Here is a 12,889-nt window from a genome sequence, read left to right as displayed (position 1 = left end):
TGTTTGAAGGGAGGGACAAACATGCAGGAACTCAAGACGAACACCATGCTCAACCTCGGCGCGACCGAGCTGGAGGACATGGAGGCACCGGACTTCTGGGGCGGCTTCGTGGTCGGTGTCGGCTCGGCCATCGCCGCAGCCGGCGCAGCAGCCGCGATCGTGGCACTGACCTGATCCTCGGCCCTTCTGGGGCGAACAGGTCGACCAACCATCTGACAACGAACTGAAAAGGAGTGTGACATGACCGAGACGATCACTTCGGTGGGCACCCTCGACTTTGCCGTGAGCGAGCTCGAGGACCTCGAGGCACCCGGCTTCTGGGACACGGCCGCGGGCTTCGCGGCCGGTGCCGTCGTCGGCGCCGGCATGGTCGCCGGTGGGGTCCTGATCCTCACCTGATGACCGTCGAGGGGCGGTCGGCGCTTGCGTCGATCGCCCCTCGATCCGCAGAGATCCGCAGAGATCCGCTGAGATCCGCTGAGATCCGCACACCCGCCAGTACCCGACCACCTGCCCGAGTACCCAGAGGAACGCATCATGAACCTGGCCGAGTTCGACGGCTTCAGCAAGACCTACGGCGGCAGACAGGTCGTCGCCGACCTGACGTTCGCCGTCCCCGAGGGACGCGTCGTCGGGTTGCTCGGCAAGAACGGTGCTGGCAAGTCCACCGCGTTGCGCGGCCTCCTGGGCCTGGTCCGACCGACGTCGGGACGAGCGCTCGTCCACGGCGTGCCGTTCTCGACGTTGTCGCAGCCCGCGAAGGTCGTCGGGTACAGCGTCGACGGCGTCCAATCCCTGCAGCATGCCCGGGTCGGCGATGACCTGCGGACGTGGGCGGAGCTCGTCGGCGCCTCGCGAGACCGTGTCGAGTCACTGCTCGAGATCGTCGGCATGACGGAGCACCGCCGCACGCGCGTCCAGAAGCTGTCGACGGGGCAGAAGCAGCGCCATGCGCTGGCGATCGCGCTGCTCGCCGAACCTCGCCTCCTCATCCTGGACGAGCCGACGAACGGCCTGGACCCACAGGGCATCCGGTGGCTCCGGGAACTCATCCGTCACTACGCCCAGCAAGGGAACAGCGTGCTGATCTCCAGCCACATGCTCGCCGAGGTCGAACACACGGTCGACGACGTCGTCATACTCGACCGGACGGTCCGCTACTCGGGCACCCTGGCTGACCTGACGGTCGGCGGGGCATCACTCGAGGACCGGTTCTTCGACCTCGTCCCGACGCCCGCTGCAGCCGGATCGGGGCGGTGAGCAGGATGACCACCGCCACCATGCTCCGTTCCGAGGTCCGCCGCGCCTGGCTCGGCAGGGCAGTCCCCTACTTCCTGGTCTTCGGCGTCCTGCTCACCGCACTGTCGGCGGCGGGGACGTTCTCGGGTGTGACGGACCAGCTCCGGACGCCCGACGGCGACGTCGACGTCACCGTGACGATGGTCCGCACCTGGTTCGCGCTGTCCCTGTTCATCGGGATGGCGACGGCCTTCGACGCTGCACGCGAGGTCAGCTCGGGTGTGGCGAGCCGGGTGATCACGGCCCTCGGCAGCCGCACGGCGTACTTCACCGGGAAGGCTGCGATCGGCGCGTTGACCGGGTTCGTCGGCGCGCTCCTCGGCGCTGCGGCCTCCGTCGGGTTCGCCGCGATCCTGCTGGCGATGAACGACTCGGCGTTGCACATGTCGAAGGAGGCGTGGCTGATCGTGCTCGGCTGCGCAGTGGTCAACACCGTCGCAGGCCTGTGGGGGACGCTGATCGGCCTCCTGACCCGCAACGCGATCGTGGCGATCATCGTCGTGTTCGCGCTGTGCATGCTCGTCGAACCGGCCCTGCAGGCATTCGTGCCGAGCGTCGGGAAGTTCTTCATGACGAACGCGATGGCATCGGTCTACATCGACGCACAGGAGCACCTGCTGTCGGTGCCGAGCGCGAGCGCCGTGATCGTCGGTTGGCTCGTCGTGCTCGGGCTCGGCGCGTTCCAACTGACCCGCACGAAGGACCTTCGTTGACGGAACCCCTCGGCGCGATCCCGACCCTCGCTCCCGCTGCGTCCGTCAACCACACCGCCGAGGGATGGGTGGGGGTCAACCCGCACGGGAAGGCGTACGGGCTCGGTCCGGCCATCGCGTTGTACGCGATCGCGCTGGCGAGCGTCCGGACGGACGAGGAGCTGCGGAGTCGGTTGCGCGCCGACACCGGTCAGGAGTGGACCGACGCGGACCTGTCCGAGGCCCGTGGACAACTCGCGCAGCTCGGGTTCCTCGACGACGAGACCGGGTCGGCTGCGTCGCAGAAGCGACGGGTCCGGTACGTGCCACCCCTCACGGTGCAGGTGACGCTCGCCAACCCGGAACGGCTCTTCTCGCTCCTGCAGCGACTGCTCGGCAAGGTCAGTACTCGGACGGTGTTCGCGGTCGCGGCGTCGGCAGTGGTCGCGGGTCTGGTCGCAGCGGTCATCAACCGGGACGTCGTGATCACGAGTGTGACCCATCCGTTGGGGTTGTCCGAGTACCTGCTGCTCGTGGCGATGCTCACCGTCGCGACCGCGTTGCACGAAGCCGGGCACGCTGCCGCGCTCGCACGCCTCGGCGGCCGCCCTCGCCGCGTCGGTGTGATGCTCTTCTACCTGCTGCCTGCCTTCTTCTGCGACGTCTCCGATGCCTGGCGGGTGGGGGACCGGCGCCAACGGGCGCTCGTCGCGGCGAGCGGTGTCCTCGTGCAGGTCACACTCGCTGGGCTGGCCGAGGTCGTCGCCGCGCTGTTGCCGGCAGGGTCGACCTGGCAGGAGTTGCTCGCGGCGTTCGGCGTCGTCTCGTTCCTCGCGGCCCTCGTCAACGCCATCCCGTTCGTGAAGTTCGACGGGTACATCGCCCTCATGGCGCTCACCGGCCACAACTTCCTCCGGCGCGACGCGATCCTCGAGGGACGCCGGCTGCTCGCCCGTGCGCTCTTCACCCGACGGGTGACGTACGCGTTCCCCGAGGTCCGGTGGCTGCGCTGGTACGGGATCGGCTGCATCCTCTTCCCGGCCTACCTGGTCGCCTCGGCGATGTGGCTGTGGCTCGGTGACCTCCGTGCCTTCGGGACCGTCGGGAGCGTGATCGGGCTGGTGGCCGTCCTCGCGTTCGTCGTCGCGATCGCCCGTGAGGTTGGTCGAGTACTCCGAACGGCGATGGACGCCGGTGTGCACGTCGTCCGTGTGGGCGCCTCGGCCGTCGTGCTGGTCGGCGTGGTGGCCGCAGCGGGGCTCCTCATCACGACGCCGACGGTCACCGTGAGCGGCTACGTGCGGGACGGCGAGGATGTTCGCCTCGTCCTCCCGGTCGGTGCCGACAGTGCTTCCCTTGCCTTGCCGGCTCGTGCCGTCCTGCGCAGCAACGGACTGTTCCTGCACGAGGGTGCGGTGGAGGCTGGGGTCGCTGCGGGAACGCGCTTCGAACCCGAGGTCGTGCCGTTCGCGGCCGTCGCTCCGGTGCGGACCTCGAGTGTCGAGTTCCGCGGCCTCACCGCCCCGCTCGCGATCAAGGGTCAACGGGTCGAGGTCGAGGAGTTGGATCCGGCAGGCCAGGCGCTCGTGTACGGGGCGCCCGCGCCGCTGTGGCTGGCGCTCTGGGGCGCCCTGGTCTGACCCGCGGGGGTCCGGCTCAGCGCCGCTTGCGCAGCGCGTTCGTCGCCCAGAGTGCGACGGCGATCAGCACGGGCTGGAACAGGAGCCGGACGAACCGCTTCGTGTCGGTGTCCAGACCGAAGCCGTCGCGGTGGTGCATCCACTGGGCGATGTTGCCCGGGAAGATCGCGGTGAAGAACACCGCGGCGACCCACCCGACGGTGGCCTGCCGGCGGACCAGCAGCATCAGTGCGGCACCGAGGGAGATCTCGGCGATGCCCGAGGCCAGGACCGTGACGTCCGGGTCCAGGGGGACGAACTCCGGCACCTGGGCCCGGAACTCCTGACGGGCGACGGTGAGGTGGCTGATGCCGGCCCAGGTCATGGCGGCTCCCAGCAGGATTCGGACGACGGTCCGGGGCTTGGTCGAGCGGGAAGTGCGGCGGCGGGAGGTCATCAGCGGCACGTGCCTTTCACAGGGGATGGTGGAGCGGTGCGTCGACCGACGCTGCGGATGCGACGCCGGCGGGTGAGTTCGAACACGATCACTGCACCGGTCGCCGCGAGGAGGCCGACGCGATGCGCGCGGGCCACCGCCGTCGCGCCGGAGACGGCCAGCGCTGCGGCGGCGACGGTCCCTACGGTGACGGTGCGGTCCTCGAGGTCGATGCCGGTGCGCACTGCTCCGAGTGCCGTCGCTGCGGCTGCGGCAGCCGTGGTCCACGGACGTGCGCCCCGCGCGAGGGTTGCGCCGGCTGCGATCTCGAGCAGCGGCACCAGGAGTGCGTGCGGGAGGCCGGGCACGAAACCGCGTTCCCGCATCCGGTGCGCCCGGACCGGCAGGGGTTGCGTCATCGACGTGCCTGCTCCGTGCAGGGCGAGGAGCGTGCCGGCGGACCGGATCATCGGCTGTGCGCAATCATGTTGTGCACAACCTAACACGATGGCCCGCCGAATGCGCCTCAGCGGCCCGCGTCCCGCGCAGCCACGCGTCGCCGAACCGCCGCCGTCCACCCGAGCGAGATGGCACCGGCACCGAGCAGCGCCTTCACCGCGCCGCCGAGGACGAACGGGTACAGCCCGAACTCGAGCGTCTGCTGCAGGTCGAGCCCGAGCGACACCGCGAGCCAGACCATGCCGGCCGCGAAGGTCACGACGGTGCCGAGCGCGAAGGACAGCACCGAGTTCCGCAGCGGGCGGTCGCCGAAGCGTTCGGCGATCCACCCGACGAGGGCAGCGGCGGCGATGAACCCGACGATGTACCCGCCGGAGGGACTGACGAGCACGCCGACCCCGGCCGAGCCACCCGCGAAGACCGGCAGCCCGACGACTCCGAGCAGCGCGTAGACGAGCATCGACAGGGCACCGCGGCGCGCACCGAGGGCGCTGCCGACCAGCAGGACGGCGAGCGTCTGCCCGGTGATCGGGACGGGCCAGAGCGCGACCGACACCTGTGCGGCGCTGGCGGTGAGCAGCGCACCACCCAGGACGAGCGCGGTGCTCACGACCGCGGTGCGGGGGAGCAGGGCGTCGGCGAGCGGACGGTGTGCGGTGGGGGAGAGCGCGGTCATGACAGAACCTCCAGGTGGGGCGACGGAGACGAACGGAACAGCGGGTCAGACGGTGACGGCGACGAGCAACGACTCACCCTCGCGCCGGGCATCCGCGACTGCAGCGGTGTCGAGCCCGCACGCCCGCAGGCAGGTCGCGACGATGGCGTCGCGGTCGGCCTCCTCGACACCTCCGACGCGGCGGAGCTGGATGACGGTCTCGGCGAGCTGGATGAGGATCCCGCCGAGCCGGGCGGGAACGATCGAGGCATCGACGTCGTCGGCGGCGGCGAGCGACCCGAGGCGCCCGTAGGCGTCTCGCAGCTCGACCCGCTCGGCCCGGAAACCGTCGTAGCGCTCCCCCTGCACCTCGGGCAGCAGGTACAGCGTGCCGATGTTGTGCGGGGTGCGGGCGAGGGTCTCCACGTCGATCAGGACGAGCGCGGCCAGGGCACCGGCGGCGGTGGCGGACGCCGGGACCCGCTGTTCGAGCTCGCGGACGAGCTCGAGGCTCGGCCGGACCGAGGTCGTCAGGAGTTCGACGAGCATGTCGTCCTTGCCGGCGAAGTGGTAGTACAGCGAGGCCTGGCGGATGCCGACCCGCTCCGCGATGGCTCGGGTCGAGGTGGCGCTGATGCCGTTCTCGACGAACAGTGCGGCGGCGGCGTCGAGGATCTGGTCGCGGGGACTGAGCGCCGAGTCGGCGTTCGGGACGGCCCTCGGGCGACCGGGCCTGGCCGGTCGGTCGTCGGAGGACATGGAGTCATCCTCCCAGCGCGGCGTCATGCCTGCTCGCGGTAGGCCCGCCAGCCGCCGAACGCCGTGATGTCGAGTGCGCCCTCGACGGCGAAGGGTTCGACCAGGAACCCGGTGACGTCGGTGCCGTCCTCGAGTGCCACGGTGCCGATGGCCATCGGCGCGGGCAGGGACGCCACGAAGGTGCCGAACCCGGCGGCGGGCAGCCGCCAGACCTCACCGGCGATGCCCGACCCCGAGCCCGAGCCCGAGCCCGACCCCGACCCCGACGCGAAAGCGCCGGACGCGACCGGCCCCACCCGGACCAGCCCGGGCTTTGGCGGCACCGTGTCGAGGGCGTACAGCCGGTAGTCGGACGCGGTGCGGGCCTCCCGGACGAACGATCCGCCGGACGCGACCAGCTGGCCGTTCAGCGGCTGGTCACGGAGGTGCGCTCCGACGACCAGCAGGTCGACGGTGGGCGCGAGGAACGCGGCGCCGAGCGCCGCGAGCCGTCGGTCGGTGAACGCGGGACCGGTCAGCATGACCCCGAACGGCAGGCCGTCGACGAACCCGGCAGGGACGGCGAGCGAGGCCATGTCGAGCAGGTTGGCGAAGTTCGTGTACCGACCCATCCGGCTGTTCGCGCCGATCGGATCGGCCGCGACCTCGTCGAGGGTGGGGTGCCACGTCGTGGTGGGCGTGAGGAGCGCTGTGGTGCCGGCGAGGGCGGCGCGTCCCGCGGCGCCGAGGACGTCGAGGCGTTCCTGGTCCGCGAAGAGGTCCGCTGCCGTGGGTCGGGCGCCACCCAGGACGATCGTGGCGACCGACGGGTCCAGGTCGTCGCCGACCAGGTTGCGGTGCGCCTCGACGTGCGCGCCGACGGCGGCGTACCGCTCGGCGACGAACGCGCCGTCGTAGAGCAGCGACGCTGCGTCGAGCAGGGGTGCGATGTCGACCTCGACCACCTGGTGGCCGAGTGCGCGGAAGCGCTCGACGGCGGCGGCGAAGGCCTCTGCCCAGCCCGGCGCGAGGCCCTCGAGCTGCGACGGCAGCGGGATCGCGATCCGCGGGACGGCGGGCACGTCGGCGAGCGCGACGTCGAGGCGGGAGAGCGGGTCGGTGTCGTCCGGCCCGGCCATCAGCTCCGCCGCCGTGCGGGCGAGGTCGAGCGATCGGGCGAAGACCGTGACGCAGTCCTGCGAGCGGCAGGCCGGCACGACACCGGTGTTCGGCACCAGGCCCTTGGTCGGCTTCACACCGACCAGGTTGCCGAGCGCCGCCGGCACGCGGCCGGAGCCCGCGGTGTCCGTGCCGAGTGCGAAGTCGACGATGCCGAGCGCGACGGCTGTGGCGGAGCCGCTCGACGAGCCGCCGGAGATCCGCGTCGGGTCCCACGCGTTCCGGACCGCGCCGAAGGGCGACCGGGTGCCGACCAGGCCGGTGGCGAACTGGTCGAGGTTCGTCTTGCCGACGACGACCGCGCCGGCGGCGCGCAGGCGGGCGACGGCGGTCGCGTCGGCGGCGGGTTCGTACGCGTAGGAGCGGGCGGCTGCGGTCGTGGGCAAGCCGGCCACGTCGATGTTGTCCTTCACGGCGAACAGCAGGCCGGCGAGGGGGAGCGTCGGGTCGACGGCCTCGGCCTCCTGCAGGACCGCGGCGCGGTCGCGCAGGGTGATCCAGACCTCGGGCCGGTCGACGGCGTCGATGCGGGCGAAGGCGTCGCGGACGCGGTCCGCAGCGGCGCTCGCCGCGCTCACGCTCCCGCTCCGATCGCGGCCAGGACCTGCCCCGGTGCGACCTGGTCGCCCGGCTTGACGTAGACCTCCAACACGTGGCCTTCCACCGGTGCGTGCACCATCGACTCCATCTTCATCGCCTCCACGGCCAACAACTTCTGTCCCTCGTCCACCCGGTCGCCCGGTCGCACGTCCACCTGCCACACCGTCGAGGTGAAGGGCGCGGTCACGGCCGTCGCCCCGGCGGGCAGGACGACCTCGTCCGCCACGACGGCGGCCGGTTCGTCGCGCACGTCGAACTCGCCGGAGGCTCGCCACCGCTCCTTCTCCTCGCCGAACGCTCGCGCTTGCTGCGCCCGGAAGTCCGCGATCGAGCCCGCGTTCGCCTCGAGGAAGCGGTTGTACGACGCGATCGAGAACTCGCCGTCGACGGTCTCGAACGAGCCCCGTCCGGCGTCGGTCTCGGCTCGCAGCTCGAGCAGCTCGTCCGCGCCGACCGGGTACCACTCGATGCGATCGAAGAAGCGCAGCGCCCACGGGTCCTCCTGGAACAGCCCGCCGCGGCGGAACCGGTTCCAGATCTGCACGGTGCGCCCGACGAACTGGTAGCCGCCCGGCCCCTCCATGCCGTAGATGCAGAGGTACGCACCGCCGATCCCGACGGAGTTCTCGGCGGTCCAGGTGCGGGCCGGGTTGTACTTCGTCGTCACGAGACGGTGCCGGGGGTCGAGCGGTGTGGCGACCGGGGCGCCGAGGTAGACGTCGCCCAGGCCGAGCACGAGGTAGCTCGCGTCGAAGACGGTGCGGAAGACGTCGTCGACGCTCTCCAGACCGTTGATGCGCCGGATGAACTCGATGTTCCAGGGGGTCCACGGTGCGTCGTTCCGCACGCCGTTCATGTACCGCTCGATGGCGAGGCGCGTGGCGGGGTCGTCCCACGACAACGGGAGCTTGACGGTGCGCGACGGCACGACGAGCTGGTCGGTGGGCGGGATCTCGTCCTCGAGTTCGCGGAGGAGCCCGGCCACGTCACGGGCCTTCAGGACCGACGCGTCGGTGTGCACCTGCAGCGAGCGGATGCCCGGGGTGATGTCGAGGACGCCCTTCGGCGCCTCCTGCTGCAGCTTCGTCATGAGCGCGTGCACGCGCATGCGCAGCGCGATGTCGAGCGTCATGTCGCCGTACTCGACGAGCACGTTGTCGTCGCCGTCGCGTCGGTAGGCGACGCTCGGGCGGACGTCGGTCGCCTCCAGGCGGGTGATCACGCCGTCGTCGCCGTCGCCCCCGGTGCGGGGGACGGTCCGGGAGGCCCGGTTCGCCTCGAGCGCGGCGGCGTCGGCTTCGCGGACGGGGACGAACCGGACCGTGTCACCTGGTCGGAGCTGGCCCAGCTTCCACAGGTCGCCGCTGGCGACCACGGCGGGGCAGACGAAGCCGCCGAGCGAGGGCCCGTCCGGACCCAGGATGATCGGGGTGTCGCCGGTGAAGTCGATCGCACCGACCGCGTACGGGGTGTCGTGGATGTTCGAGGGGTGCAGACCGGCCTCGCCGCCGTCCGTCCGCGCCCACTCGGGTCGGGGCCCGATGAGCCGGATGCCGGTGCGCGCCGAGTTGTGGTGCACGCCGTAGTCGGTGGCGTAGAAGACGTCCAGGTCCGCGCGGGTGAAGAAGTCCGGGGCGGCGTGCGGCCCCTCGGTCACGGCGATCTCCCACGCGTCGGTGAGTGCCGTGCGGTGCTCGGCCGGGGTCGGGCCGCCGACCAGGCCCAGTCGGGCGTCGCCGGGGAAGGCGGGGTGCGCCGCGTCGGAGTCCGGGGAGCCCGGCCGCAGGACGTCGCCGGCGAGCAGCGCGCGACCGGCGTGGCCGCCGAAGCCGCCGAGCGTGAACGTGGCGGTGGAGCCGAGGTAGGTGGGGACGTCGAAGCCACCGCGGACGGCCAGGTACGTGCGCAGGCCGGGCCCGGGCGCCGTCCCGACCGCCAGGGTCTGTCCGGCGCCGACGTCGATCGGCTCCCAGAGCGGGACGGGGTCGCCGTCGAGGCTCGCGGGCGCCGGTGCGCCGGTGAGCGCGACGACGGCGGCGGTCGAGAAGCGCAGCGTCGGACCCGTCGCCGTGATCTCGAGCGCGGGAGCGCCGTCGGGGTTGCCCACGGCGCGGTTCGCCTCGGCGAACGACGCGGCGTCGAACGGTCCGCTCGGCGGGACACCGACCTGCCAGTACCCGACCCGGCCGGGCAGGTCCTGGATCATCGTCATGGTGCCCGGTGCGATGACGTCGATGCGCGGGTCCGGGTCGTCGGTCTCGTCGAGCGTCGAGGTGGAGTGCGTGGCGGTGCGGAGCTCGAGGTCGTCGGTCAGTGCTCGGAGCAGCCCGGTGTTCGTCACGATGCCGTCGATCCGCGTGGCGGCGAGGCCGTCGCGCAGCCGGTCGAGGGCGTCGTCGCGGGTCTCGCCGGTGGCGATGACCTTCGCGAGCATCGGATCGTAGAACGCCGAGACCTCGGAGCCGGTCTCGACCCAGCCGTCGACGCGGAGTCCGCTCGGGTCGCCGGACTCGGTGGTCGCGCTCGGGAACACGGCCTGGGTGACGAGGCCGCTCGAGGGCAGCGAGCCCTTCGCCGGGTCCTCGGCGTAGACGCGTGCCTCGACGGCGTGGCCGTTCGGGGTCCAGGTGCGGTCGAACACGTCGGCGTCGATGCCGACGGCGCCGTCACGAGCCAGGCGGAGCATGAGCTCGACGAGGTCGACGCCGAAGACCTCTTCCGTCACCGGGTGCTCGACCTGCAGGCGGGTGTTCACCTCGAGGAACGACGCCTCTTCGCGCACCGGGTCGTAGACGAACTCGACGGTGCCGGCGCTGCGGTACCCGACGCTCGCGGCCAGGCGACGGGCGGACTCGTGCAGCTCGCTGCGGACGTGCTCGGGCAGCGCGGGCGCCGGGGCCTCCTCGATGACCTTCTGGTTCCGACGCTGCAACGAGCAGTCCCGGTCGCCGATCACCGCGACGCGCCCCTGGCCGTCGCCGAAGAGCTGGACCTCGACGTGCCGGGCCGGTCGCACCAGGCGTTCGAGGAAGATGCCGGCGGACCCGAAGGCCGCGGTGGCCGTGCGGGTGACGCTCGTGTACGCCGCGCGCACCTCGTCGAGGGTCGCGCACGCCTGCATGCCGATGCCGCCGCCGCCACCGGTGGCCTTGAGCATCACCGGCAGGCCGATGCGCTCGGCCTCGGCCACGGCGTCGTCGACGTTCTCGAGCAGGCCGGTGCCGGCGAGCATCGGGACCCCGGCAGCGGCGGCGAGCTCGCGCGCGGTGTGCTTCGCGCCGAAGCGGACGATCTGGTCGGCGGTCGGCCCGACGAACCGGATGCCGGCGTCCTCGCAGGCGCGGGCGAAGTCCGTGTTCTCCGACAGGAACCCGTAGCCGGGGTGGACCAAGCCGGCGCCGGTGTCCTTCGCTGCCTGCACCACGGCGTCGATGCGCAGGTAGGAGTCGCGGGCGGGCGCCGGGCCGAGGCGGACGGCGACGTCGGCGTCGCGGACGTGCGGCGCGGCCCGGTCGGCGTCGGAGTAGACGGCGACGGTCCGCATGCCGAGGGCCTTGGCGGAGCGGATCACCCGGCGGGCGATCTCGCCGCGGTTCGCGACGAGGACGGTGTCGGTGGAGAGCGCGGGTGGTTGGGGCACGGTGTCCTCCGTGTCGGGTGCGGCGATCACGGCTGGACCACGATCATGCGCAGTGGGGTGCAGGAGAAGTCGTTGCACGGGTTGTTCATCTGGGGGCAGTTCGACACGATGACGAGCACGTCGCGTTCGGCCCGGACGGCGACGCGCTTGCCCGGTGCGCTCATGCCGTCGACGATCCCGAGGGCGCCGTCGGCCTCGACCGGGACGTTCATGAACCAGTTGAGGTTCGAGACGATGTCGCGGGCGCCGAGGCCGTGCCGGCCGGCCTCGGCCAGGAAGTTCTCGCGGCAGCCGTGCTGGTACTGGGTGTGGTGGCCGTACCGCAGGGTGTTGGACTCCTTCGAGCACGCGCCGCCGATGGTGTCCTGCCGGTCGATCTCGTTGGCGACGACCGTCATGAGCGGGTGCCCCTCGTTCGACATCAGCACGGTGCCGGTGCGGACGTAGGCGTTCCCCTGGGCCGCGAGGGTGTCCGGGACGCTGTAGCGCTCGTCGGGGTCGTGCGCGTCGTAGACCAGGCAGTCGGCGCTCTGGTTGCCTCCGACGTCGACGATCGTGAGCACCTGGCCGGCGCGGACGACGGCGGACCAGGGCGCGAGCGGCTCGACCCGGTCGTCGCGGACGACTTCGCCGGGCACGAGGGACTCGCTCCAGTCCAGGGCGACGTCGGGGGCGTGGACGGCGCCGACCGGGACGGTGGAGGTGCGGGTGTGCGTCGTCGTGTCGGGCATCAGAGGCCTCGTGCTTCCGCGTAGTCGATCGCGTTCAGGTAGGCGCGGGTGAGTTCCGGCGTCGCCGTGAACCGCTCGTCCGCGTCGGTCGTCGGTGCCCCACGCCAGGCGTGCACCCGGAGCGGGCCGACGGCGTACTCCGGCCGGGGGTCGATGGGGTGCGCGACGTTCGCGACGAGCACGAGCAGCGGCAGCTCGGCGACGAGGGTGACGTGGTGCCCGGCTCCGGCCGACCCCGTGAAGGTCATCGCCCCCTCGTCGTCGATCCGGACGCCCTGGAAGAACGAGACGCTCGGCGGCAGGTCACGCCTCGTCAGCCCGTGCTTGGCGGCGGCCTTCGCGAAGAGCGACCGGCCGCTCGGGCTGGGCCCCTCGGGTGCCGCACCGCCGTACTTCCGCTCGTTCCAGGCGTCGGTCGACGTGCCGCAGAAGGCGTCGTGGTGCCCCGAGGTGTCCTCGACCACCGTCGCCAGGGCACGGCCGTCCCCGCTGAGCAGCGGCGTGCCGACACCGAGGTAGGCCTGCCACGGGATCTTCTGCGTGTCGGCGACGTTCAACCGCTCCCACGGTTCGAGCGCGTTGAACACCAGGAGGTTGGCGCAGGCCTGCCCCGTCGGGTCGTCGAAGCGGAGACGAGAGCCCCTGGCCAGGACCTTGTGCGTGTACCCGCCGGGGGCCACCGTCTCTGCCCAGACGAGCTGTGCGCGGTCCACGCCCTCGGGGGCGAACGGGGACGTCGACGCCGGCAGGTACGGCATGTACTCGGACTGCGTCCCGGCCTGGGCGCGCGCATCGGAACGCGAGGCGAGCACGCTGTCGGTCTGGTGGAGGTCGCGCATGG

13 protein-coding genes are annotated in these 12,889 nt (G+C 71.9%); 5 read left to right on the top strand and 8 right to left on the bottom strand.

Going from position 1 to position 12,889, the window contains the following annotated elements:
- Positions 1-21: 21 nt before the first annotated feature.
- The 5 genes from OGL88_RS09440 to mpaP all read left to right on the top strand — a co-directional run bounded on the left by OGL88_RS09440 (position 22) and on the right by mpaP (position 3,631).
- A complete protein-coding gene (locus OGL88_RS09440; protein ID WP_263054836.1) occupies positions 22-174 on the top strand; it encodes a daptide-type RiPP in 153 nt (50 codons plus the stop codon).
- Positions 175-240: 66 nt separating this feature from the next.
- Positions 241-399 carry a hypothetical protein gene (locus tag OGL88_RS09435; protein WP_181433321.1) on the top strand — a complete coding sequence of 53 codons (159 nt, stop codon included), beginning with the start codon at positions 241-243 and terminating at the stop codon, positions 397-399.
- A 138-nt stretch (positions 400-537) separates the two neighbouring features.
- Positions 538-1,260: an ABC transporter ATP-binding protein gene (locus tag OGL88_RS09430; RefSeq protein WP_263054837.1), complete on the top strand. Its 723-nt coding sequence runs from the start codon at positions 538-540 to the stop codon at positions 1,258-1,260.
- Positions 1,257-2,012 (top strand): hypothetical protein, encoded by a 756-nt coding sequence (locus OGL88_RS09425; protein ID WP_263091213.1) that lies wholly within the window; start codon positions 1,257-1,259, stop codon positions 2,010-2,012. The genes OGL88_RS09430 and OGL88_RS09425 overlap by 4 nt, the downstream gene beginning before the upstream one ends.
- Positions 2,009-3,631: a daptide biosynthesis intramembrane metalloprotease gene (gene mpaP / locus OGL88_RS09420; protein WP_263054839.1), complete on the top strand. Its 1,623-nt coding sequence runs from the start codon at positions 2,009-2,011 to the stop codon at positions 3,629-3,631. Before OGL88_RS09425 ends, mpaP begins: the two co-directional genes overlap by 4 nt.
- A 16-nt stretch (positions 3,632-3,647) precedes the next feature.
- On the opposite strand, the gene OGL88_RS09415 is transcribed toward mpaP, so the two are convergent.
- From OGL88_RS09415 to OGL88_RS09380, 8 genes are all read right to left on the bottom strand, one after another.
- Positions 3,648-3,995, bottom strand: a complete 348-nt coding sequence (locus tag OGL88_RS09415) for a DoxX family protein (RefSeq protein ID WP_263054840.1) — start codon at positions 3,993-3,995, stop codon at positions 3,648-3,650.
- Between the two features lie 71 nt (positions 3,996-4,066).
- The gene (locus OGL88_RS09410; RefSeq protein WP_263054841.1) at positions 4,067-4,465 is read right to left on the bottom strand and encodes a hypothetical protein; all 399 of its coding nucleotides are present in this window, start codon (positions 4,463-4,465) and stop codon (positions 4,067-4,069) included.
- 107 nt (positions 4,466-4,572) lie between these two features.
- Complete coding sequence (locus tag OGL88_RS09405; protein WP_263054842.1) at positions 4,573-5,181, bottom strand: biotin transporter BioY; 609 nt, start codon at positions 5,179-5,181, stop codon at positions 4,573-4,575.
- A gap of 45 nt (positions 5,182-5,226) precedes the next feature.
- Positions 5,227-5,919 (bottom strand): TetR/AcrR family transcriptional regulator, encoded by a 693-nt coding sequence (locus tag OGL88_RS09400; protein WP_263054843.1) that lies wholly within the window; start codon positions 5,917-5,919, stop codon positions 5,227-5,229.
- Positions 5,920-5,942: 23 nt separating this feature from the next.
- Positions 5,943-7,655, bottom strand: coding sequence for an allophanate hydrolase (gene atzF, locus OGL88_RS09395; protein ID WP_263054844.1), 1,713 nt, complete (start codon positions 7,653-7,655; stop codon positions 5,943-5,945).
- Complete coding sequence (gene uca / locus OGL88_RS09390; RefSeq protein ID WP_263054845.1) at positions 7,652-11,317, bottom strand: urea carboxylase; 3,666 nt, start codon at positions 11,315-11,317, stop codon at positions 7,652-7,654. Before uca ends, atzF begins: the two co-directional genes overlap by 4 nt.
- Before the next feature lie 26 nt (positions 11,318-11,343).
- Positions 11,344-12,048: an urea amidolyase associated protein UAAP2 gene (locus OGL88_RS09385; protein ID WP_134195549.1), complete on the bottom strand. Its 705-nt coding sequence runs from the start codon at positions 12,046-12,048 to the stop codon at positions 11,344-11,346.
- Positions 12,048-12,887: an urea amidolyase associated protein UAAP1 gene (locus tag OGL88_RS09380; RefSeq protein WP_263054846.1), complete on the bottom strand. Its 840-nt coding sequence runs from the start codon at positions 12,885-12,887 to the stop codon at positions 12,048-12,050. The genes OGL88_RS09385 and OGL88_RS09380 overlap by 1 nt, the downstream gene beginning before the upstream one ends.
- Positions 12,888-12,889 lie beyond the last annotated feature (2 nt).

Origin of the sequence: Curtobacterium sp. RIT-PI-V (assembly GCF_025642935.1) — a bacterium.
Lineage (GTDB): Bacteria > Actinomycetota > Actinomycetes > Actinomycetales > Microbacteriaceae > Curtobacterium.
The sequence above is the reverse complement of the archived record's forward strand: the minus strand, read 5'-3'. Positions and strand labels throughout refer to the sequence as shown.

What these genes read in the sequence shown, in the direction of transcription:
- OGL88_RS09440 (WP_263054836.1), top strand. Translation starts at nt 22, where the DNA reads ATGCAGGAACTCAAGACGAACACCATGCTCAACCTCGGCGCGACCGAG.
- OGL88_RS09435 (WP_181433321.1), top strand. Translation starts at nt 241, where the DNA reads ATGACCGAGACGATCACTTCGGTGGGCACCCTCGACTTTGCCGTGAGC.
- OGL88_RS09430 (WP_263054837.1), top strand. Translation starts at nt 538, where the DNA reads ATGAACCTGGCCGAGTTCGACGGCTTCAGCAAGACCTACGGCGGCAGA.
- OGL88_RS09415 (WP_263054840.1), bottom strand. Translation starts at nt 3,995, where the DNA reads ATGACCTGGGCCGGCATCAGCCACCTCACCGTCGCCCGTCAGGAGTTC.
- OGL88_RS09410 (WP_263054841.1), bottom strand. Translation starts at nt 4,465, where the DNA reads ATGACGCAACCCCTGCCGGTCCGGGCGCACCGGATGCGGGAACGCGGT.
- OGL88_RS09405 (WP_263054842.1), bottom strand. Translation starts at nt 5,181, where the DNA reads ATGACCGCGCTCTCCCCCACCGCACACCGTCCGCTCGCCGACGCCCTG.
- OGL88_RS09400 (WP_263054843.1), bottom strand. Translation starts at nt 5,919, where the DNA reads ATGTCCTCCGACGACCGACCGGCCAGGCCCGGTCGCCCGAGGGCCGTC.
- OGL88_RS09385 (WP_134195549.1), bottom strand. Translation starts at nt 12,048, where the DNA reads ATGCCCGACACGACGACGCACACCCGCACCTCCACCGTCCCGGTCGGC.
- OGL88_RS09380 (WP_263054846.1), bottom strand. Translation starts at nt 12,887, where the DNA reads ATGCGCGACCTCCACCAGACCGACAGCGTGCTCGCCTCGCGTTCCGAT.